At 60.3% G+C, this 21,333-nt stretch carries 20 protein-coding genes and 1 tRNA gene; 10 read left to right on the top strand and 11 right to left on the bottom strand.

Annotated features, from left to right (window positions below; genetic code table 11):
* Positions 1–7: 7 nt before the first annotated feature.
* The 3 genes from U1A53_RS06865 to U1A53_RS06855 form a co-directional block, all read right to left on the bottom strand.
* Positions 8–1,618, bottom strand: a complete 1,611-nt coding sequence (locus U1A53_RS06865) for a sodium/solute symporter (protein WP_322279847.1) — start codon at positions 1,616–1,618, stop codon at positions 8–10.
* Positions 1,619–1,667: 49 nt separating this feature from the next.
* Positions 1,668–1,973, bottom strand: coding sequence for a DUF485 domain-containing protein (locus U1A53_RS06860; protein WP_322279845.1), 306 nt, complete (start codon positions 1,971–1,973; stop codon positions 1,668–1,670).
* 85 nt (positions 1,974–2,058) lie between these two features.
* Positions 2,059–2,973 (bottom strand): alkaline phosphatase family protein, encoded by a 915-nt coding sequence (locus U1A53_RS06855; protein WP_322279843.1) that lies wholly within the window; start codon positions 2,971–2,973, stop codon positions 2,059–2,061.
* Between the two features lie 117 nt (positions 2,974–3,090).
* Between U1A53_RS06855 and U1A53_RS06850 the strand changes: the two genes are divergently transcribed.
* Positions 3,091–4,854: an SLC13 family permease gene (locus U1A53_RS06850; RefSeq protein ID WP_322279842.1), complete on the top strand. Its 1,764-nt coding sequence runs from the start codon at positions 3,091–3,093 to the stop codon at positions 4,852–4,854.
* Between the two features lie 235 nt (positions 4,855–5,089).
* On the opposite strand, the gene rnc is transcribed toward U1A53_RS06850, so the two are convergent.
* The 4 genes from rnc to U1A53_RS06830 all read right to left on the bottom strand — a co-directional run bounded on the left by rnc (position 5,090) and on the right by U1A53_RS06830 (position 9,120).
* Positions 5,090–5,821, bottom strand: coding sequence for a ribonuclease III (rnc, locus tag U1A53_RS06845; protein WP_322279841.1), 732 nt, complete (start codon positions 5,819–5,821; stop codon positions 5,090–5,092).
* A gap of 48 nt (positions 5,822–5,869) precedes the next feature.
* Positions 5,870–5,944 (bottom strand) — tRNA-His (locus tag U1A53_RS06840).
* Between the two features lie 33 nt (positions 5,945–5,977).
* Positions 5,978–6,634, bottom strand: a complete 657-nt coding sequence (locus tag U1A53_RS06835; RefSeq protein ID WP_322279840.1) for a hypothetical protein — start codon at positions 6,632–6,634, stop codon at positions 5,978–5,980.
* A gap of 41 nt (positions 6,635–6,675) precedes the next feature.
* The gene (locus U1A53_RS06830) at positions 6,676–9,120 is read right to left on the bottom strand and encodes an MMPL family transporter (RefSeq protein WP_322279838.1); all 2,445 of its coding nucleotides are present in this window, start codon (positions 9,118–9,120) and stop codon (positions 6,676–6,678) included.
* A gap of 111 nt (positions 9,121–9,231) precedes the next feature.
* Here U1A53_RS06830 and U1A53_RS06825 point away from each other — a divergent pair, with 111 nt between their 5' ends.
* The 6 genes from U1A53_RS06825 (at position 9,232) to U1A53_RS06800 (ending at position 14,107) form a co-directional block, all read left to right on the top strand.
* Positions 9,232–10,755 (top strand): FAD-binding oxidoreductase, encoded by a 1,524-nt coding sequence (locus U1A53_RS06825; protein ID WP_322279837.1) that lies wholly within the window; start codon positions 9,232–9,234, stop codon positions 10,753–10,755.
* A gap of 60 nt (positions 10,756–10,815) precedes the next feature.
* Entirely contained in the window at positions 10,816–12,309 is a 1,494-nt protein-coding gene (locus tag U1A53_RS06820) for an SLC13 family permease (RefSeq protein WP_322279835.1), read from the top strand.
* Positions 12,310–12,377: 68 nt separating this feature from the next.
* On the top strand, positions 12,378–12,566 hold the full coding sequence (locus U1A53_RS06815) for a hypothetical protein (RefSeq protein ID WP_322279834.1): 189 nt from the start codon (positions 12,378–12,380) through the stop codon (positions 12,564–12,566).
* On the top strand, positions 12,566–12,952 hold the full coding sequence (locus U1A53_RS06810; protein ID WP_322279832.1) for a type II toxin-antitoxin system death-on-curing family toxin: 387 nt from the start codon (positions 12,566–12,568) through the stop codon (positions 12,950–12,952). The genes U1A53_RS06815 and U1A53_RS06810 overlap by 1 nt, the downstream gene beginning before the upstream one ends.
* 11 nt (positions 12,953–12,963) lie before the next feature.
* Positions 12,964–13,566, top strand: coding sequence for a nitroreductase (locus U1A53_RS06805; protein WP_322279830.1), 603 nt, complete (start codon positions 12,964–12,966; stop codon positions 13,564–13,566).
* Positions 13,559–14,107, top strand: coding sequence for a DUF456 domain-containing protein (locus U1A53_RS06800; protein WP_322279828.1), 549 nt, complete (start codon positions 13,559–13,561; stop codon positions 14,105–14,107). Before U1A53_RS06805 ends, U1A53_RS06800 begins: the two co-directional genes overlap by 8 nt.
* Positions 14,108–14,110: 3 nt before the next feature.
* Here U1A53_RS06800 and U1A53_RS06795 read toward each other — a convergent pair whose 3' ends face one another.
* Complete coding sequence (locus U1A53_RS06795; protein ID WP_322279827.1) at positions 14,111–14,482, bottom strand: sulfite exporter TauE/SafE family protein; 372 nt, start codon at positions 14,480–14,482, stop codon at positions 14,111–14,113.
* A 6-nt stretch (positions 14,483–14,488) separates the two neighbouring features.
* Positions 14,489–15,613 (bottom strand): DNA polymerase III subunit delta, encoded by a 1,125-nt coding sequence (gene holA, locus U1A53_RS06790; RefSeq protein WP_322279826.1) that lies wholly within the window; start codon positions 15,611–15,613, stop codon positions 14,489–14,491.
* Between the two features lie 107 nt (positions 15,614–15,720).
* Here holA and U1A53_RS06785 point away from each other — a divergent pair, with 107 nt between their 5' ends.
* Positions 15,721–16,296 (top strand): hypothetical protein, encoded by a 576-nt coding sequence (locus tag U1A53_RS06785; RefSeq protein WP_322279825.1) that lies wholly within the window; start codon positions 15,721–15,723, stop codon positions 16,294–16,296.
* Positions 16,297–16,323: 27 nt separating this feature from the next.
* Here U1A53_RS06785 and pdhA read toward each other — a convergent pair whose 3' ends face one another.
* Complete coding sequence (gene pdhA, locus U1A53_RS06780) at positions 16,324–17,400, bottom strand: pyruvate dehydrogenase (acetyl-transferring) E1 component subunit alpha (RefSeq protein ID WP_322279824.1); 1,077 nt, start codon at positions 17,398–17,400, stop codon at positions 16,324–16,326.
* A 125-nt stretch (positions 17,401–17,525) separates the two neighbouring features.
* Here pdhA and U1A53_RS06775 point away from each other — a divergent pair, with 125 nt between their 5' ends.
* Positions 17,526–19,466 carry a tRNA uridine-5-carboxymethylaminomethyl(34) synthesis enzyme MnmG gene (locus tag U1A53_RS06775; RefSeq protein WP_322279823.1) on the top strand — a complete coding sequence of 647 codons (1,941 nt, stop codon included), beginning with the start codon at positions 17,526–17,528 and terminating at the stop codon, positions 19,464–19,466.
* Positions 19,467–19,600: 134 nt separating this feature from the next.
* Positions 19,601–20,737, top strand: coding sequence for a Fic family protein (locus U1A53_RS06770; protein WP_322279822.1), 1,137 nt, complete (start codon positions 19,601–19,603; stop codon positions 20,735–20,737).
* A gap of 339 nt (positions 20,738–21,076) precedes the next feature.
* Here the strand turns inward: U1A53_RS06770 and U1A53_RS06765 are convergent, their stop codons facing one another.
* Positions 21,077–21,244, bottom strand: coding sequence for a hypothetical protein (locus U1A53_RS06765; RefSeq protein WP_322279820.1), 168 nt, complete (start codon positions 21,242–21,244; stop codon positions 21,077–21,079).
* Between the last annotated feature and the right edge of the window lie 89 nt (positions 21,245–21,333).

Here is a 21,333-nt window from a genome sequence, read left to right as displayed (position 1 = left end):
GAAAACCTCAATGCGCTGTGGCCTTCTCGGAGCCGAGGCCGGTGTGGGCGCGGACTTTGAGTTCGGCGAATTTGGCTTCGGCTTCGGGCTCACGCTTCATTAATGAACCGATGATGGCGGCAAAGAAGCCGAGGGGGATGCTGAGAATGCCGGGATTGGTGAGCGGGAAGATGGCGTTGGCCTGAATGAGGTGGCGCTTGGCGGCGACGATCTCGGGGCCGTCGATGCCCATGATGCTGGGGCTGAGGATGATCAGCACGATGCTGCTCACGAGGCCGACAGCGAGACCGAGCACGGCTCCGGTGGTGCTGAATTTCTTCCAGAAGATGCTCAGCACGATGACGGGCAGGTTTGCGCTTGCCGCGACGGCAAACGCGAGGCCGACGAGGAAGGCGACGTTGACGTTTTGCAGTTTGATCGCGAGGAAGATCGAGATGGCGCCAACGACGAAGGCGGTGATGCGGGCAACGCGGACTTCCATGCCGGGACGGTTCTCTTTGCCGTGATGAAGCACGTTGGAATAGAAATCATGCGCGAAGGAGGCGCTGGCGCTGATGGTGAGACCGGCAACGACGGCGAGGATGGTGGCAAAGGCCACGGCGCTGATGAAGGCGAAGAAAATCGGCCCGCCGAGGAATTCAGCGAGCTGCGGGGCGGCCATGTTGTCGGTGACGATGTTGTGCGGCTTCAAAATGGTCGCTGCGCCGAAACCGAGGAAGGTGGTGAGGATGTAAAACGTGCCGATGATGACCATCGCCCACACGACAGACACACGCGCGGTTTTGGCATCTGGCACGGTGTAAAAGCGCACCAGGATGTGTGGCAGTCCGGCGGTGCCGAACACGAGTGCGAGGCCTAGGGAGATCAAATCGAGCGGTCCCCAGCCGTTGGTGACATCGGCCCCGAATTTCATGCCGGGTTCGAGGAAGTTCTTGGTCACTTCGACGCCGCTTTTGTCGGTGTAGGTGAGGTGGGCGATGGCATCGAAGAACTTGGTGAAGCTGTAGCCGAAGTGCTTCATCACCAGGATGCTCAGGAAGATTGTGCCTGTCATGAGCAGGATGGCTTTGATGATCTGCACCCACGTCGTCGCCAGCATGCCGCCGAAGACGACATACACGACCATCAGCACGCCGACGCCGATGATGGCCCACTCGGTGCTGATCCACGGCAAATCTTTGAGCAGCAGTTTCACCAAGGTGCCCGCGCCGATCATCTGCGCGACCATGTAGAGAGTGGAAACGGTGATCGTGCTCAGCGAGGCCATCGCCCGCACCGGACGCGGCGTGAGGCGGTAGGCCAGCAAGTCTGCCATGGTGTATTTGCCCGCATTGCGCAGCGGTTCAGCGACCACGATGAGCACCGTCAGGTAAGCGACGAGCCAGCCGACGGAATACATGAACCCATCGTAACCAAAAAAGGCGATCATTCCCGAGATGCCGAGGAAACTCGCCGCGCTCATGTAGTCGCCCGCCACGGCGAGACCGTTCTGCCAGCCGGTGATGCTGCGGCCCGCAGCGAAATAGGCGCTGGCTCCCGTGTTCTTTTTGGCGGCCCAAACAGTGATGCCCAGCGTCGCGACGACGAAGGCGAGAAACATCCAAACAGCAATGGTCATAAGCGGGAGAAGATCAGGTCAAAGAGTCAAGGAGTGGTCAAGAAGGTCATCAATGGCCGTGGACAACGGCGGCGGCTTCTTTGTCCCACTGGGCGGCTTTGCGGGTATAGATGAAAGCCATGGCCCAAGCCATGAAGAATTGCGACAAGGCGAAGAGGTAGGCCCAGTTTAGGCGTCCGAGGACTTCCTTTTTCATCATCTCCGGGAAGTAGCCCACCAGCACCGGCAGCGCGAAGTAATAGATCACGAAGAAGATCGTGGAGCCGATGATGAAACGCGACTTGCGGGCGAGGAGGGCACGGAATTCGGGCTTCGCCTCCAGTTGTGCCCAGTTCACAGGTGATTTTTCGCTCATAGTGGGCGCGAGGTTAGGAAGTCAGGTTCGGTTTGGCAAGACCTAGCGTCCAAACGGTCGGGAATTCTTCCACAGCCGTGATCCATCACTCAAACGCACTCGTCACCGGCTTGCCGTCGAATTCGGCCGGTACCGGCACATCAAGCAGCCAGAGAGCCGTTGCAGCGGTGTCGTAGGTGGTGACCTTGTCGGTGATGCTGAAGTTCTTCCTCACGCCTTTGCCCCAAGCTACCCAAGGGATGAGCATGTCGTCGGGAATGTCGAGGCCGTGGGTTTTGTCATGGCCGCCGTGATCGGCGCTGATGAGCATGACGCTGGAATCGGCGATGCCCGCGTCCTTGATCGCCTGCCAGACCTGCCACAGCGCCTGGTCCGTGACTCGGAGCGCTTCTTTCTGCTCGGGCGATCCCCAGCCGCTCTTATGGCCAGCGGTATCGACATCGGCGAAGTGGATGAAAGCAAGACGCGGCTGATGCTCCTTGAGCCAGGTCGCAGTCTGTTTCGCCACCAGTTGCGAGGGCTTCTTGTCCTTCTCGACCTCTGGTGAGCCGGCGATGGGAGCGGATGACTGCGGGCCGCCGAAGTCGAAGACGTCGAGCGAATCCTTCAGCCACAGGTGACGAAACTTGATCTTGCCCACGAACATGGCGGTCACTGCCTGCGGATCAGCGGCTTTAAGCAGAGAAAACACCGTCGGCACCTTCACGAAGCCCTTGATTGGCGTGAAGCCGTTCCACAACACCTGATGCTTGTCCGGCCCGACGCCAGTGAGCATGGAGGTGTGCGAGGGCAGCGTGATCGAGGGGAAAATCGTGCTCGCCTGCCACGTCACCGCGCCTTGGGCGGCGATTCTTTTGAGCGTGGGAGCTTCGCCAGTCGCGATAACCAGCGGTTTGCCGCCGTCGATGCTAATGATGAAGACATGCTCCGCACGGGGTGCCGCAAAGGCGCATGAACTGAGTGTGACAGCGGCAATGAGGAGACGGGAAATGAAACGCATGATGAAGGGCGCGAAATAACGCACTCCGCTGTGAGATGCTTCCAAAACATTGCGCCAATCTTTTTTGTCGTGGCTTGTTCCTTGAGCCGCGCATTTCCCTGCGCCACAGATGATGAAATGGATCCTTGGATCGTCATCGGACTGCTCGTCATCGCCGTCATCGCCTTCTCCACCGAGAAAATTTCCGTGGATCTGGTGACGCTGGCGATGCTGTGCGTGCTGGTGTTGTGCGGCATCCTGACGGCGGAGCAGGCCTTTGCCGGCTTTGGGAATCGCGTGATCATCCTGCTGGCGGCGATTTTTGTGATCGGTGCCGCGTTGCGTGAGACCGGCGTGCTGGACCTGATGGGAGGGGTGCTGGCACAGACTTTCGGCACGCAACCGAAACGGCTGATGGCCTTCATGATGGCGGTGGTGGGCGGTGTGTCTGCCTTCATGAACAACACCACCGTCACCGCAGTGTTCGTGGGGCCGATCATGGGTCTCGCACGCAAGCTGCGCATCCCGCCGTCACGTCTGCTCATGCCACTGGCCTTTGCCTCGCTGCTGGGCGGCACCTGCACGCTGATCGGCACCTCCACGAATGTGGCAGTAAGTGGCGCCATTATCAAAATGGGCCTGCCACCGTTTCGGATGTTTGAGTTCACCCTGGTTGGCCTGGTGATCCTGCTCACCGGCATCCTCTACATGGTTTTCATCGGCACGCGCCTGGTGCCGGAACGTGACGCCGCCACTGCTGCCAGCGGTGATTCAATGCGCGAGTACCTCGCTGAAGTGGTTGTTCTGCCGAACTCTCCGCTCATCGGTCAGGCAGCCTTCGATTCGGATTTCTCCGCCCTGGAGTTTCAGGTGATCAAGATCCAGCGTGATGACCAACCGCTCGATGCGGGGCCAAACCTCCACTTCGAGGAAGGCGATGTCGTGCTGGTCGCCGGCAAAGTCGAGAACTTGATCAAGGTGAAGAAAATTGAAGGCATCGACATTCTCGAAGATGTCACGCTGCGCAGCTCCGGCATCGACATGCGTGATGCGCAGGTCGCTGAGGTCGTGCTCACACCGCGCTCCGGCTTCGTTGGCCGCTCCCTGCGCGAAAACAACTTCCGCCAGCGCACAGGCCTCTCCGTGCTCGCTCTCATGCGTGGTGATCGCAGGCTGATGCACCACATGGCGGACGAAAAACTTCATGCCGGCGACGTGCTGCTGCTCCAAGGACCCAGCGAACGCTTCCGCGCTTTCGAGGAAGGCAGCGAGATGATCGTCATCACCCAGCATCAGTTCAGTGCGGAGACGCGGAAACGCGGCTTCATGCTGCTCGGTTCATTCATGCTCGCCGTGCTTGTCAGCAGTCTTGAGTGGGTGCCTGCGACCATTGCCTTTGTCATCGTGGCGCTGCTGGCGGTATTCACGCGTTGCATCAAGTTGGAGAACGCGTACGCCAACATCGACTGGCGGCTGCTGATCCTCATTGGCGGTATGATGGCCTTTGGCGAGGCGATGCAAAGCTCTGGTGCCGCAGCCATGATCGCCAATGCCATCACCGGGTGGTTGCAGCCGTGGGGTGTCTTTGCCGTCTTTGCAGGATTCTGCGTGCTTACCATCCTGCTCACGCAACCGATGTCGAACGCGGCGGCAGCGCTCGTCGTCCTGCCTGTTGCCATGCAGGCCGCCACCTCAATGGGAGCCAGTCCGCGTGCTTTTGCCATCGGTGTCATGCTCAGCGCCTCCGCCTCCGTGTTGACCCCTTTCGAGCCGTCCTGCATCCTCGTCTATGGCCCCGGCAAGTATCGCTTCTCGGACTTCATCAAGGTGGGTGGCGGCCTCACCTTTGTCATGCTCATCGTGGTGCTGACCATGGTACCGCTGTTCTGGCCGTTGAAGTGACCGTTCTCCAAGGCTCAAAACAGCCTTCAAGTCAGGGAAAACCGGAGTTGTTCCCAGCTCTTATGACTGGTGTAAATCTATTTGGCTGAATACTCATATCCGTAAGGACTGCGAACAAGCCTAACAACCACGTTCCGCCTTGCAACGGCAAGGGTTCCACAGGCAGTTGGGCTGTGAATGGTTCCGGCACGAATTGTGAGCGGGCAGGAACAACTCGGGTTGTTCGTGTTTGCTCTCAACTTGGGAGGGTTTGTTCGCCCACCTTTTCACGAGTTGTTCGCAGGAGTTCGTGAAGGGTGGGCTGGTCGAGCGCGGCTTGGGCTGCTTGCACCTCGGCGTCTTTTTTGCTGCGGCCGCTGCCACGCCCAAGCTGGGTTCCTTGCCAGGAGACGGTGGCAAGGAAATTCTTGGCGTGATCGGGTCCATCCTCAGCAATGATCTCGTAGAGGGGTGGCGCAGTGCCGACGGATTGTATCATCTCTTGAAGCTGGCCTTTGGGATTGATGTCCAGCGGACCGTGATGCAGGGCCAATAGATCCTCGGCAAAGAGACGTGTGGCAAATCGCTGTGCTGCGTCGTTGCCCGCATCGAGATGGACGGCACCAGCAATGGCTTCCAGGGCATCCGCGAGCGTGGACTCACGATCGCGGCCGCCATTGGCTTCTTCGCCTCGGCCCATGCGCAAATGGGAGCCGAGCCCGATGCGGCGGGCGATGCGGGCGAGTGCCTTGGTGGAGACCAGTTGCGCACGTGCCTTCGTGAGGACGCCTTCATCGGCCTGTGGCAGCCGTTGGAACAGCAGATGGGAAAGGGTGAGCTGCAACACGGCGTCGCCCAAGAATTCGAGGCGCTGGTTGTCGGCGTGAGCGCGTTGCGCCTCATAGCCGACGCTGCCGTGCGTGAGCGCGAGCTGGAGCAGCGCGGGATCGCGAAAGGTGTGTCCGATGATGGTTTCCAGCGTGTCCATGCGTGGCGGCGATCAAAGCCGCTGGAACACCTGTGCTCCAGTGAAAAGTGGGGTGACCGACGGGATTCGAACCCGCAACAACCAGAATCACAATCTGGGGCTCTACCGTTGAACTACGGCCACCATCTCAATCGAGAGTGCGCGGATACTAACCGGTCAGAGAGGTTGCGCCAGCGAAAATTCAGGGGGCGGTCCCGGGTGCGCTCCCCCCTCAGCCATTAACATGACTTTTTGGACCGCCTCCTTTAATTCACCGAAGCTTATGGCTCCACTGCTCAATGGCTCCAGGGACTTCAGTGTGATCGAATGCTGGCTGCGTGTCCGTTGATCCAAAACACGGGTGGGTAGAATAAAAAACCGCCACTGATGAACATCCAATGGGTCGAGGGTCGCCTTGTCCTTGTGTGCCAGCAATGCGAACACATAAACGTCCGCCTGCCGCCTGGGTTCATTGCTTGTCTCGTTGGTTTCTGGATTCCAGACGCGCGTTTTCGGAGTGGAAAACAGAATGGTCGAATAGTCACGCTGCGCCCAGCTTTGGATGTATGCTGCTGATTTGACCTCGATCTTCAATCCTGTCGATGTCATCAAATCAAATGCCCCCCACTCGTCCCGGACCGCTTCCGTTTGGACACCCAATGCCTTCGCGACAATGAACTCGGCAAGGCGACCCCGAGTGGCATTGCTGACCAAATCGGAGACGCCCCATCTCCAAAAATCCTGAAGAGTAAAGCCAAGCTGCTTGCCATCGGAGTGAAACGTTTCGTCACCCTGCTTTGGTTTGACTGTCATCTGCTCAAGGTTCGCGTTCATAGGGTATGTGAGGAGGCAAGCGGCAGTTCTACGGTCTCCTTTCATTGAACACTCTTACGGAACCAAAGCCAGGGCAACGCGAAGGCAGCGGTGATGAGGACGGTGAGCACGCCGATCATGGCGGTCATGCCGAGGGTGATGAGGCCGCGATTGCTGCCGGTGGCGAGAGAGCCGAAGGCCAGGCCGGTGCTGAGGCCGCAGTAAGCGAGCGAACGGCCCAGCGCGGCGACGCGTTCGCGGGTCATGTCCGGCTCCCGCAGCGCGTGCATCACATGAATGGTGAAATCGAGGCCCAGGCCGAGGCAAAGCGGCACCGCGCCCACGCTCATGAGGTTCCAGGTAAGGCCGAACGCGCTCATGCCGCCGAGCAAAATCCATCCGCTGGCCGCGAGCACGAGGAAGGCAAACCCACGCTCCCGCCAGCCGTGAAACACGAGGAAAAACAGGAGGATGGCGATGACGGCCGTCGGAACGCACACCCGCAGGATCTCGCGCTGCAACAGCGGCTCCAACGAGGTGCGCAGGAAGGCCCAGCCTGCGGGATGCGCCCCAGGAATTTTCTCCAGCGCATGCAGCACGGCGGTTTTTTCCACCTCCCGGCCTGCGGAGAGGCGGAGCGATCCCAATGCCATCCAGCCGTGTTCCTCGTGCTTGGAGACAATGCCGCCGAGGTTTTCCAGCACGACGGGTTTAGGCCACAGCGGCAGCGTGGGTTCGGTGGTGGTCCATTCGCGCCATTGTTTGAAGACGTTCTGCGTGAGCGCGAACGCCACCTCGGTGAATCCGGCGGCATCCACGGCTCGGCGGAGTTCTTCCTCACGTTGGGCGAGAGCTTGCAGCGCGGTGAGATTGGCTTTCTGCGCCTCGGCATCAGGCACGAGCGCCAGCGGCAGCATGTGGCTTTCGACCTCGTCGGTTTTCAGCACGCCTTGCGCGGTGGTGATGCTCTGGCGCAGGGCGGTGGCATCGCTTGCGGCGAAGATGAGCGGGATGTTGCGCCCTGGCTCGGAGTTCGCGTCCATCATGAGTTTTTCGATGTCCTCGAACACATCGAAGGCCTCGCTCTTGTCTGGACGCAGCACGGCGGAACCGAAGTCCATTTTGGGCATGCCTTGTGCGATCAAGACGAGCGTTGCGGCGATCAAAGCGATGCCGACGAGCCAGCCCATGACGCTCTGCATTTTCAGGGCGAGGTTGGTGGCATCCTTGGCCGAATCGTTCGGCGTTTGGGGGGACGTTGTGCTGGCGGGCGCGTTTGAAGACGGGCGGGCTGTCGCCACACCCGTCCTACCCATGGCGAGCGGCAAAAAGCCAAACAGCATGACCGCCGCGCCGATCAAAACGCCGAGCGCGGACAACACACCGAGTTGCGCGACTCCTGGAAGCTGACTGAGCCCTAGCATGGCGAAGATGCCCGCGATGCTGACCGCTGACCACGCTACGCTTGGCTGCACGCGGCGGCGGATGCTCGCAAAACTCTCGCCCGGATGCTCCCGCGCCACATGCAGGCCCACGACACCGAAATCCTCGATCAAACCGGTCAGGATGGCCGCGAATCCCATCGACATGACATTGAGCGCGCCATAGATCACACCGGCGGTGCCCAGCGTGATCAAGTTTGCGCAAAGAATCGCCAGCAGCAGCCAGAACAGGGGCTTCACACTGCGATGCAACAGCCAGAAGAGGAAGCCGACGATGAACGTGACCGCGCCAATCGACTGCCGCATGTCTCCTTCCATGCCGGTGGCGATCTCGGCCTGAAACGCAGGATCGCCAGTGAAGCCGATCTTCACACCGGTGAGTTCGCCCTGCTGCGGCAGCCACTTTTCCCGCACCTCGCTCTTGATCTGCGTGAGCCAGGCGTTTGCGGCACGGTAATCAGCCAGCGCCTTGCCCGGTGGTGTGACAAACAACAGGCGCAGCGTGCCGTCGGCGCTGCTGAACTCATCGCTCATCAGGCTGCTCATGTCCGCGCCGCCGCTGAGGAGCTGCATGGCTCCGCGTGCGAGTCCGAGCGGATCGTAACCGCTCATGGTGGCGTTTTGTAGATCGAGCGAGGTGCCGGCGGTTTCTTTCGCTTTCGTCAGCAGGGCGGAGAGTGACGAGGCATCCAGTGAGGCGGTCAGTTTCGCGACCTCCTGCGGCGGCGCGTTGAGCCAGAGATAAGCGACGACTTCCGCGATGATCGCGGAATCGGATTGTAGCAGCGATTTGCTGCGCACGCTGGCGCAGAGTTCCGGCTTTGAGGCGAGATGCTCTGCCAATGCTTCCGCTGTGACCTCGACGAGCGCTGGATCATCGGCTTGCACGGCAATGAGCAGCAGATCGCGATTCTGCTCGCGCAATAAGCGCGTGCCTTGCAGGCCCGGCAGTTCCTGCGGCAGCAGGCTGAGCGGATCGACATCGAAATCCAGCCGCGACACACCAAACCAGCCCGCCACGATGACGAGCAGCACAAACAGCAAGCGAAGCGGGGCGGGTTTCATGCGGCGGCCTGGAGAAGCCTGCCGTTAGATGATTTCAGGAGAAGCTCAAGAAGGGTTTTGCCCGCCGCATGCCGGGTTGCAACGTGGCGCATTTGCCGTTTGGTGCGGCGCATGACGCACCGCCCTTCGTTCGCGCAGGTTCTTTTGATGCTGGAGTTGTTTGGGATGGTGGGCTGCTCGATGCCGGACCAAGCACTGCGTTGTGTGGGCTGCGGGCTGCTGGATCGGAAAGCGCTGCCGCTGCCGGAGGCGGGCCGCAATGATGTGAGCCGCTTGCATTCAGGAGCAGAGCCGGATCGCGTGTTGAAGGTCTCCTCGAATCCCGACAAGGCGGAGAGCGAGCTGCGGGAATTGCTGACGGCAGCCCGTGCCCATGGAACGCATGTCAGCATCGCCGGGGCACGTCATTCCATGGGCGGACAGACACTGGGTGCGAAGGGCGCCTGGACAGTCGATATGCTGGGTTTGAACCACATTGGCGAGGTGTTTCAACGAGCACACGACCCGCGGCGCCGCTGGATGACCGTGGGCGCGGGCGCGCGATGGCTGGAGATCGTGCCGAAGCTGCGCGCGCAGGGCTATGCGCCGAAGGTCATGCAATCGAACAGCGATTTCACCGTGGGCGGATCGCTGTCGGTGAACTGCCATGGCTGGCAGCACAATTCGGAACCCATCGCCAGCACGGTGGATTCGATCCGGCTCATGACGGCGGACGGCGTGGTGCGGACATGCAGCCGAAGCGAGAACGCGGAGCTGTTTTCCCTCGCGCTGGGCGGCTACGGGCTGTTTGGCATCATTTTGGAGGCCACGCTGAAGGTGGTGCCGGACGAGTATTATCAGGCGCGGCAGAAACTGGTGCCGCCAGCGGAATATGTGGCCACGTTTGAGGAAATGACGAGCGGTCAGGCCACCGGCATGGCCTATGGCCGGATCAGCACCGCGCCGAGTTCGTTTCTGCGCGAGAGCATGGTGACGGTGCTGCATCCTGTGCCCGCGCCGTCGAATCGCCATCACAACGGCGTTTTCGACGCGCTCCTGACCAAGGCCAAGCGCACGGTGTTTCGTAACGCGGTGGGCAATGACCGGGGCAAGGACTTCCGCTGGGTGATGGAGAAGAAACATGGTGAGACCGGCGGTCAGGTGCTTCGACGCAGCGACATCCTGAGCGAGCCCGCCGCGCTCTTCGGCAATCACGATCCACGGTTCACGGAGGTTCTGCATGAATACTTCATTCCGAAAGAGCGGCTGGCGCTGTTCCTCGAAAAAATGCGCGCCATCCACGCGGACATGGCGTGTCCTGATTTGCTGAACATCACCGTGCGCAATGTGAAGCCGGACCGCAGCACCTTTCTGCGCTATGCCCGCGAGGAAGTCTTTGGCCTGGTGATGTTGTTCCATCAACGTCGTGGCTCCAGCGCGGATGAGGAGCGCATGATTCAGTACACGCAGCGCTTGGTGGATGCGGCGCTGGCCTGTGGCGGCACCTATTACCTGCCCTACCGTCTGCATGCCCGGCGTGACCAGTTCACCCGTGCCTATCCGATGTCCGCCCGCTTCTTTGCCCTGAAACGCCGCCACGATCCCCACGGCCTGTTGCAAAACCGCTTCTTTCAGAATTACGCGTCGCGTGGGTGAAGTTGCGTGTGCGGCATTTTCGGCTGGATCATCTTGCGAAGACCCGCCAGCATCGCGGCCATGTTTTTCCTTGCCGCCACCTCGGCCAGTTACTGGCCTTTCGTCGTTCTCGCTGTCAGCGTCGCCTTCATCATTATAGCGATCAGCAAGCTGCGCATGCATCCCTTTCTGGCGCTCATCCTGGCGGCGTTGCTGGCCTGCCTGTTGGCAGGGAATGCTTCGTGGGATGTGGTGCAGAAGGATGGCAAGGTGAAGACGATGCCCGCCCTGGTGGGCGCGGTGGAGATGGTGTCCAAGGGGCTCGGTGACTCGGCGCGTGACATCGCGATCTCTATCGCCCTCGCGGCGATCATTGGCATGTGCCTCATGGAAAGCGGTGGCGCGGACAAGGTGGTGCGGCGTTTCCTCGCGTTCTTTGGCGAGAAGCGCGCGGGCTGGGCGCTGCTGTGGAGCACCTTCATTCTGAGCGCGCCGATTTTCTTCGACACGATGTTCATGCTCATGGTGCCGCTGGCGATGGCGCTGCGCATGCGCACGGGCAAGGATTACACACTCTACCTGATGGCGATCTGCTGCGGCGGCACGGTGACACATTCCATGACGGTGCCGCATCCGGGACCGGTGGCGGTGGTGGAGAGCCTGAAGCTCAATGTGGGCGAGTCGCTGGTGGGCGGATTGGTGATCGGCGCGATCACCTGCTTCTTCGGCTTCCTGTTCAGCAAGTGGCTCAATGCGCGTACGGATGTGCCGCTGCGTGAGTCGGGCGGTGTTTCGTTGCAGGAACTGCAAGGCGTCAGCGCCAAGCCGGAAAACGAGCTGCCCTCGTTCTTCTGGAGCATCACGCCGGTGATCCTCCCCATCTTGCTCATCAGCTTGACGACTGTCTTTGAACTGGCGCATGCCGGTGCGGCCAAAGGCGCAGGCTGGGGCCTGACGATGGTGAATGCGTTCGGTGGGGAGCCTGGCTTCAACGGCATCCGTGCCTGGGTGGACTTCATCGGCCACAAGAACATCGCGCTGCTCATCGGCGCGGCGATCTCGGTGGGCGTGCTGGCGAAGCAGCGCCGCTTTGGCCTGAAAAAGATTGAGGATCTGATGGGACCGCCGCTGGAGACCGCCTGCATGATCATTCTCATCACCAGCGCCGGCGGTGCGTTTGGCTACGCGCTGCGGATTGCAGGCGTGGGCGGTGCGGTGGCGGAGCTGGCGAAGAACTACAGCCTTAACCTCATCCTGCTCGGCTGGATCGTGGCTGCGGTCGTGCGCGTGGCGCAGGGCTCAGCCACGGTGGCGATGCTCACCGCCGCATCAATCATGGCGCCCATGGTGGTGGGAGCCGATCTCGGCTGCCATCCGCTCTATCTCTTCACCTCCATCGGCTTCGGCGCGATGTTCTGCTCCTGGATGAATGACAGCGGCTTTTGGGTCGTCTCCCGCCTCAGCGGCATGACCGAAAAAGAAACACTGCGCACTTGGTCGCTCCAGCTCACAGCGGATTCGATCATCGGATTGTTGGTGACACTCGTCCTGAGCAAACTGCTGCCGATGGTGTAAGGGTCGCGCCGTGTCCTGCTTGAAATGATGATGGAAACGAGGGGACTGTCTGGTATGATCAGGGTGCCATGAGTGCGACCCAAGTCATTGAGCTTTACGATGCCCTGCCGAAGCAAGAGCAACTGCTTGTTGCCGAACATGTCGGCAAGACTTCAGCTCCCAAGGAGTCGGAACAAGAGTCGCAGGCGGAGTTCAAAGGACTCGTTCAGCGTGTTTTCGACAAACACGGCAAACTCATGGAACGTCTCGCTCAGTGATGAAGGAACCCGGGTTCATTTCTTGGCGGGAGATTGAAATCATTCACGCGGCTTCGATTGAGCGTTTCGGCGGCACGCATGGGATCCGTGACGAACACCTCATTCATTCAGCACTCGGTGCGGCCATGAATGACTTCCGCTACGCGGCTGCCGATCTCGCAGGCATCGCGGCGGCGTATGCATTCCACATCGCCCAGGCCCAGGCCTTTCTGGATGGCAACAAGCGCACTGCGATTGGCGCTGCGCTGGTGTTCCTGGAGCGGAGCGGTGTTGAGACAAAGACGCAGTGGGATGACGCTCTCTACGCTGCTATGCATGCCGTCGCAGAGAAAAGGATGGACAAAGCCAGTCTTGCCGAGTTGTTCCGCTCTTTGCTGGTCTTGTAAGACTGATATTCATGACGGACATCTCCTCGCATTCCCAACTTAGCGCGCTCATCCGCCATCGTCGGTCGATCAAGCCGGTGGACATGGATGCGACGCGAGACGTGGAGCGTGCGTTGCTCACGCAGGTGCTCGAAGATGCGACGTGGGCGCCGACGCATGGATTGACTGAGCCGTGGAAGTTTGTGGTGCATCAAGGTGTCGGTCGAGCGCGACTCGCCGAGGCGATGCAGCAGATTTATCGTGAGACGACACCGGCGAATGAGTTCCGCGAGGACAAGATGAAGAAGATGGGTGAGAACCCGTTGCTCGCGTCCGTGGTGATCGCGGGTGTGATGGAACGTCGCGGTGGAGTGAAGATCCCAGAGATCGAAGAGATCGAAGCGGTGGCCTGTGCATTGCAAAACTTGATGCTGTCGGCCACGGCGGCTGGTTTGGGCTGCTACTGGTCCACACCGCCGCTGCTGGGGACGAAGCAGTTTGCTGAATGGCTGCAAATCGGCGTGGAAGATCGCTGCGTGGGGCTGATTTACCTCGGCTGGCCGCGTGCAGGATTGAACTGGCCGCGAAGCGTGCGGCAGCCAGTCGAATCGAAAACAAGGTGGTGCGATGAGTGAGTGGTTCACCAGCGCTTGGAATGCGACCGCGCAGTTTTTCACAGAGATGCCGTGGGACATGCTCGGCGTGTGGTCGCTGACGATCTGTCTTCTGCTCGTCGGCCTCATTGGCTCGGTGGTGCCGCTCTTGCCGGGGCCGTTCCTGATTTTCATCGCTGGCATTGTTCACACGCTGCTGCGACCTGAGTCAGGAATGAGCGCCTGGGGCTTTGTACTTTTGTCGCTGGGCCTGGTGTTGTCTTATGTGATCGATTTCGTCAGCGGTGCAATGGGCGCGCGCTGGTTTGGCGCGAGTCGCTGGGGCATCGCGGGAGTGTTTGTCGGCGGCATCGTGGGGATGTTCTTTGTGCCGTTCGGTTTGATCTTGGGTCCACTGATCGGTGGCGTGGCCTTTGAGCTCGTCTTTGCCAAGAAGCGTCTGCAACCGGCTGCCAAATCAGCCTGGGGATCGCTGCTGGGCACTGGCGTGGGCCTGGTGCTGCGTTTGATCGTCGCCTTGGGAATGGTGGCGACTTTTTTCCTTGATGCGCTGGTGTGGTGAGACTCACGCCTTGCCTTGCAGCAGCATGCGCAGGCCGAAGATGACGAGCACGGTGCCGAAGATGCGGGTGAGCGTTTCATTGCTCATCGTCTTGAGCCAGCCAGCACCAAAGTAGGCGAAGATGGAGGCGGAGATCGCCGTGATGACGGCCACTTTCCAATCGACGAGGCCGGAGCGCGCGTTCTGTGTGGTCGCCATCAATGCCGTGGGGATGATGATCGCCAAGGAAGTCGCGACGGCGGTTTTTTGCGACAGCTTGAGCAGGAACACGAACGCAGGGACCATCACCACGCCGCCGCCGACACCACACAGCGCAGCGATGACGCCGCTGACGATGCCGATGGCGAGACAGGTGAGGATGGTGGTGGTGGTCATGATGGATCAGCGGGATTGTCTGGCGAGCATGCCGACGAGCAGACGCTCCAGCACGAGCTTGGGATCAAGCGAGGAGGTGACGAGCTTGGTGTTGGCAGTGAGGCAGGCTTTGAAGGCGGCGTGGAGTTCTTCGAGCGCGAAGTTGCCAGTCTCGGGAATGGCGAGAAACATCGGGTAGGCGTTGAAACCGGTGCCGTCTTTCTTGCGCGGCAGATGGGCTGTGGCGGAAGATGGCAGACCTTCGAGCGAGGTGCAGAAGCCGGTGTAGTTGAACTTGTTGAGCTTGTAGCGTGAGCCGAGATCCTTGATGAGCAGCAAACTTCGCACGCGTGGCACGATGGCGGCGAGCAGCAGGCCGATGGCATTCTGCCCCTGATACATGAGCGTGCCGAGCAGTTCGAGCGCACGTGGCAGGTCACGTTTGCCGATGGCATTCCCAAGATCCCACAGCACACCGGCGCGGCTCATGGACACCAAGTTTTGCACCGTTTTGAGCCCGGCACGGCGACGTTCGCCGAGGTAGAGGTCGATCTTTTCGAGTTCGTTCTCCATCTGCCGCGTGTCATCGCCCGCCATCTGCACGAGCAACTCCAAAGCACCACTTTCAAAGGTGATGCCGAGTTCCTTCGCTTTGCGCGAAGCGATGGCAAGCACGGGGCCTTCCCAGCCTGCTCTCGACGTGTCGGGTTTGTCGAAGACTTCGAAGGTGGCGATCTTGGAGATGCGCTTGTAAGCGGTGCGACGTTTGTCGATGCCGGTGGCGCTGATGACGAAACGTACATCGCTGCCGAGGCCGGATTCAACGACATCGAGGATGCGTTCAAAACCGTTCACCGCATCCTGACCACGACCAGGGCCGGAGTCAGAGAGGAAGTTGGCGTTCTTCAACCACACGACTTTGGTGCCGCCGAAGAACGGCAGCATTTGCAGCGCCATGGTCACGTTCGAGCAGATGGTGCCCGCGTGCTCGGAGTTGTCGGCGGTGCCGTCGATGATGTCGTTGCTGAAGTCGCCGGCATCCGGTGGCGTGAGGCTGCGAACGAGCATGAGCGCAGCCTCCTTCACGCGTGCTTCGTCCGTGCCAAGGAGAACATTCACCTGGCTGGCGGTGGGTTTTTTCGGCGGCGGCATGGTTCACCGATGGAGCAGGATGTGCGCGGCATCAAGCTTCGCGGCGTGGTGTGATCTTGACATGCCCATGGCGATCTGGTGAAATCATTTCAAATCCAAACCATCCTATGAAAACACACTCGATTAGGGCAAAGGTTTCTGTGGCCGCGTTTCTCGCGGCTTTCTTTTTGGTCGCGGCTCCTGCGTCGGCGGAAGATCTGAATCAGGTCTATCAGCAGGGGCGCGCGGCTTTTTATCAAGGTGACTTCGCCAAAGCGCAGCAGCTCTTGTCGAGGGTCGCCGCGGCGAATCCGAAGCATCCGGAGACGATGAACATGCTGGCCTACATCCGGGCCAATCATCGGCAGGTGGACACCACGCTCAAAGATCAATACGCCACCGTGATCCTGCCGAAGGTGGAGATGGCGGATGTGACGCTGACCGAGGCGATCGAGGGGTTGCGGGCGCTCTCGAAGAACGCCAGCAATGGCAAAGTGGTGCCGAATGTGATCGTCAAAGGCGAGGAATTGGGGCAGCGGAAGCTCTCCCTTTCGCTGGCGAACATCCCGCTGTCTGAGGCACTGAGTTATGTGACCCAGCTCACCAGTTCCAAGGCCACCTACGACAAGCATGCCGTCATTTTGACCACCATGGCAGACACCGTGACCTCGACCGCTGAAACGACTGCAAAGCCCTCGAAATGAAAGACTTGGGTCGGTTTTCGGCCTCGGTCAGTCGTTGAAGAAATGCCGTCCGGTCTGGCCGGCTTCGGTTTTGTTGTCCACTTCCCAATAGACATCTTCGAAGATGGTCTCCGGCTCGGGATACGGGCTGGCCTTGGCGAACTCAGCCGAGTCCTCCGCTTCCTTTTGCGCTTCCTTGTCGATCTTCTTCAGCTCGTCCTCGGTGGCGACGCCTTCAGCGAGAAGGTTGCGCTTCCAGACTTGGATCGGGTCGTGATCGTTTTGGAATTTCTCGACCTCTTCCTTGGTGCGATACTTGAACTTGTTGGCGTCGGCCACGGAATGGCCTTCCCAGCGGTAGGTGGCGATTTCGAGGATGCTGGGCTTCGATTCGTTGTGGGCGCGTTCGATGGCCTTGCTGACTCCGGCACGCACGCTGTAAACGTCTTCGCCATTAAACTGCTCCCAGGCCATGCCGTAACCTTCGGCACGTTTGGCGAGAAAGTCTTGATAGGCCGAGGAGCGTCCCTGACTGGTGCCCATCGAGTAGCCATTGTTTTCGATCACATAGATCACCGGCAGATCCCAGAGTTCGGCCAAGTTCAGAGACTCATGGAAGGCACCCTGGTTCACCGCACCGTCCCCGAGGAAACACAGCGCGGCACCTTTGATGCCGCGGTATTTCAAGCCGTAGGCGAGGCCGAGACCGAGCGGGGTCTGACCGGCCACGATGCCGTGACCGCCCCAGTAATTCTTCTCCGGCGCGAAGTAATGCATCGAGCCGCCCTTGCCACGGGAGCAACCGGTCGCCTTGCCGAAGAGCTCGGCCATGCACTCATTCATGCCCATGCCCACGGCCAAAGCATGCCCGTGATCGCGGTAGGCGGTGATCACATGATCGTTCGGGCCCATGACTGAAACCGTGCCGACGGCCACGGATTCCTGACCGATGTAAAGATGGAGGAAGCCGCCCATGCGCCCGGCTTGGTAGTGCTGGAGCGAGACCTGCTCGAAACGGCGGATGCGCACCATCTGGCGGTAAAGCCCTACTTTGTCCGCTGCGGTGAGCTTCTGATTGATGGGATCGGCGGCGTGCGCGGCGCTGGGGGTTTTGGCTTTAGACATGTTCAGGCAGAGTGGAAAATTCATTCTAGCCAACGTCCCAACGGACGCAAAGGATTGTTCAACCCCTCCCAGCAATCCGCGTTCCACATGGAACAATTTGCACGGTGTGCTATCCTCGCCGCCCCATGTCCGAGAGCCTCTACACCTATCCCAAGCACTACGATGTCATCGTCTGCGGAGCCGGACACGCGGGAGTGGAGGCGGCGATGGCGGCGGCACGGCTCGGTTGCCAGACGGCCATCCTCACCCAAAACCTGGACACCATCTCCCAGATGTCCTGCAACCCAGCCATCGGCGGTCTGGCCAAAGGTCATGTGGTGCGCGAGATCGACGCCCTCGGCGGGGTCATGGGCCGCAACACCGACGCCACCGGCATCCAGTTCCGCATGCTGAACGCTCGCAAAGGCCCCAGTGTCCAGGCCCCTCGTGCTCAGTGCGACAAGAAGGCCTACCAGTTTCGCATGAAGTGGCTGATCGAGAACCAGCCCAACCTCGACCTGCATCAAGGCAACGCCGCCGAACTGCTCGTCGAAAACGACGCCATCATCGGCGTCCGCACCAGCCTAGGGATGATCTACCGGGCCAAGGCGATCATCATTTCCTCCGGCACCTTCATGCGTGGCCTCCTCCACGTCGGTCAGCAGAACCAGGCCGGCGGTCGCATGGGCGACAGCATCTCCACCCTGTCCGACAGCCTCCGGCATCTCGGCTTCGACGTGCAGCGCTTCAAAACCGGCACCCCCTGTCGCCTCAACAGCCGCAGCATCGACTTCTCCAAGTGCGAGCTTCAGCCCGGCGACGAACCCGCCCCCCGCTTCAGCTACCTCTCCGGCGTCCTTCCCGAGGACGAGGATGAGACCTTTTCCCAGTCTCCCAGTCTCCCAGTCTCCCCTTCTCAAAGTCTTCCGACGACCGGCCCGAACCAGTTTACCCTCAATTCCTGGTCCCCCGAAAAGTTCCACGTGGAACAAATCCCCTGCTGGATCACCTACACGACCCCCCAGACGCACGACATCATCCGGGCCAATATCCACAAGTCGGCGATGTATTCGGGCAAGATCGAGGGTGTCGGCCCACGCTACTGCCCCTCGGTGGAGGACAAGGTGGTGCGCTTTGCCGAGAAGGACCGGCACCAGATCTTCCTGGAACCCGAGGGACGCCACACACGCGAATTCTACGTCAACGGCGTCTCCACCTCCCTGCCCTTCGAGGTCCAGTATGAGTTCATCCGGTCCATCCCCGGCCTCGAAAACGCCGAGATCGTCCGCCCCGGTTACGCCGTGGAGTACGACTACTGCCCGCCCACCCAGCTCCACCCCACCCTTGAAACGAAGCGTATTGCTGGTCTCTACTTCGCTGGGCAGATCAACGGCACCTCCGGCTATGAAGAAGCCGCTGGCCAGGGCCTCATCGCCGGAGCCAATGCCGCCCTCAAGGCCACCGGCCGCCCCCCTTTCCTGCTCCAGCGCAGCCAGGCCTACCTCGCCGTCATGATCGACGACCTCGTCACCAAAGGCACCACCGAGCCCTACCGCCTCTTCACCTCCCGCGCCGAATACCGCCTCCTCCTCCGCCAGGACAACTGCGACCTCCGCCTCACTCCCCTCGTCGCCGCCATCGGCCTCGCCTCCCCTTTCCGCGTCCGGCACACCGAGGAAAAAATCGCCCAGCTCGCCGCCGCCCGCGTCCTCCTCCAGCAAGCCCGGCTCGACGGCATCACCCTGGAAAAATGGCTGCGTCGGCCCGAAAACACCCCCACTACCCTGCCCGCCGAGATCCACGCCCAGTTCACCCCCGAGGTCTGGTCCTTGGTCGAGAACGACGTCAAATACGCCGGCTACATCACCCGCCAGGAAGACATGGTCGCCAAGACCTCCCGCATGGAGGAAAAGATGATCCCCGCCGACTTCGACTACCACGCCATCCCCGGCCTCAAAACCGAAGCCAAACACCGCCTCACCGCCCTCCGCCCCGCCACCCTCGGCCAAGCCGCGAGAGCCCAAGGCGTGAACCCGGCGGACATTGCGCTATTGGCAGTGATGCTGAAACGAGGTGGTGGAGAGTGATCCGTGTTTCTGGGTAAACTTGTCTGACCCACAACTTCGCTCAAACAAAGTCCGTTTATGTCTGTTGGTGGGTGACTAAAATAAAGAAAACGCGTTTCCCTTATTTAACGGCGGCGTTATATTCACCAGCCGCCATGAAGATCGAAGACTTCCAGCCCGGAACCTACAAACAGCAGTTCCAATACCGCAGCTTCGATCCGCCGTTGATCAATCAATCATGGACTTGGGACTCGCCAGAGATTCATCACCTCCTTGCGGAAGCCAGTCGCCATGTCGGCGAATTGAACGGACTCTCCCTCATCGTCCCGGATGTGGACCGCTTCATCCAGATGCACGTCGTCAAAGAAGCGCAAACCTCCAGTCGCATCGAAGGCACCCAGACCGAGATGGACGAAGCCTTGGAGGACGACCCCGAAGAGATCAGTCCCGAGAAGCGCGACGACTGGAAGGAAGTGCGCAATTACATCCAAGCCATGAACCAGTCCATCGAGCGGCTTCAAACCCTGCCGCTCTCCAATCGACTGCTTTGTGAAGCTCATGCCACTCTCATGCAAGGTGTTCGTGGCGAGGGCAAAACCCCCGGCGAATTCCGCCGCAGTCAAAACTGGATCGGCGGAGCGACCTTGGCAGACGCGGTTTTCATCCCGTCGCATCACGAAAACCTCCCTGCTCTCATGAGCGACCTCGAAGCCTTTTGGTACAACGAGTCTTTCTTTGTGCCCGAACTCATCCGCATCGCCATTAGCCACTATCAGTTTGAGACACTCCACCCCTTCCTCGATGGGAATGGTCGCATTGGCCGCCTGCTCATCACCCTCTATCTCGTCAGCAAAGGTCTTCTGCGACTGCCCTGCCTGTATGTCTCCGCTCACTTGGAGCAGCACCGTGCCGCCTACTACGATGCGCTCACCGCCGTCCGCACCCGTGGCGACCTCGCTCATTGGGTGCGATTCTTCCTCGTGGCCATCAATGAAACGGCCAAAAAAGGCGTGCGTACCTTTCAGGCCATTCACCAGCTTCGCCAGACCGCCACCGCTCAGGTACAGACCCTTGGCAAGCGCTCGGCCAATGCCCTCCGGGTGCTGGACATCCTCTATGTCAAACCAACCGTCACCAGCAGCAGTCTGGCTGCCCGCCTGGAGCTCAGCCAGCCCACGGCTGATCGCGTCCTGAGCGAGTTGCAAAAACTCGGCATCCTCCATGAGCTCACCGGCAAGCGCCGCAATCGTGTCTTTTACTTCAAAGACTACTACGAACTCTTCAGTTCCTGAAACCCGCCCAAACAAAGGTCCAGCGCAGTGCTTTCGGCTTCGATGCCCGACCTCAGAGGTGCGTGCTCCGACCCCTGTAGGTTCGATGTCCGACCCACTGAGGTTCGCATTCCGAGTTATGAGGTCTGGCATCCGACCTCTCTGCTCGGCGTTCAGAGCTTGCGGGCTTCGCCATCGAAGCTCCGAGGTTCGCATTCGAAGCTTTTTGGTCTGAGGTCCGACCTCCGGGGGGCCGAATTCCGACCTTTTTGCTTCGGCATCCGACCCCGGAGGTCGGTCGTTTTAGTGGTTAACTCGCTATTTATCAATGAATTAACTGATCTTTGGCGAGACGCGGTTTTAGTGCGTCACCTCGTGCAGCCCGCAGTCAAAGGCATTCACGGCAGCGCTGCCGCGCAGGAAGAAAAACGACGCGTCATCTCGCCAGGAGTAGGTGAGGGCACAAGCGGCGCTGTCGGCGACTGTCATTTGCGCGTCCGCCAGCGGCTGCTCGAAATCGATGCGCACGGCGGGAAAGCTGGCGGCCAGTTGCCCTTCGCCCTCCGCTCGCTCCCCAACCGCCATGCGCTTCCAGCCGGTGTGGTCAAATAGCAGTA

Source organism: Prosthecobacter sp. (genome assembly GCF_034366625.1).
Taxonomy (GTDB): Bacteria; Verrucomicrobiota; Verrucomicrobiia; order Verrucomicrobiales; family Verrucomicrobiaceae; genus Prosthecobacter.
The sequence above is the reverse complement of the archived record's forward strand: the minus strand, read 5'-3'. Positions and strand labels throughout refer to the sequence as shown.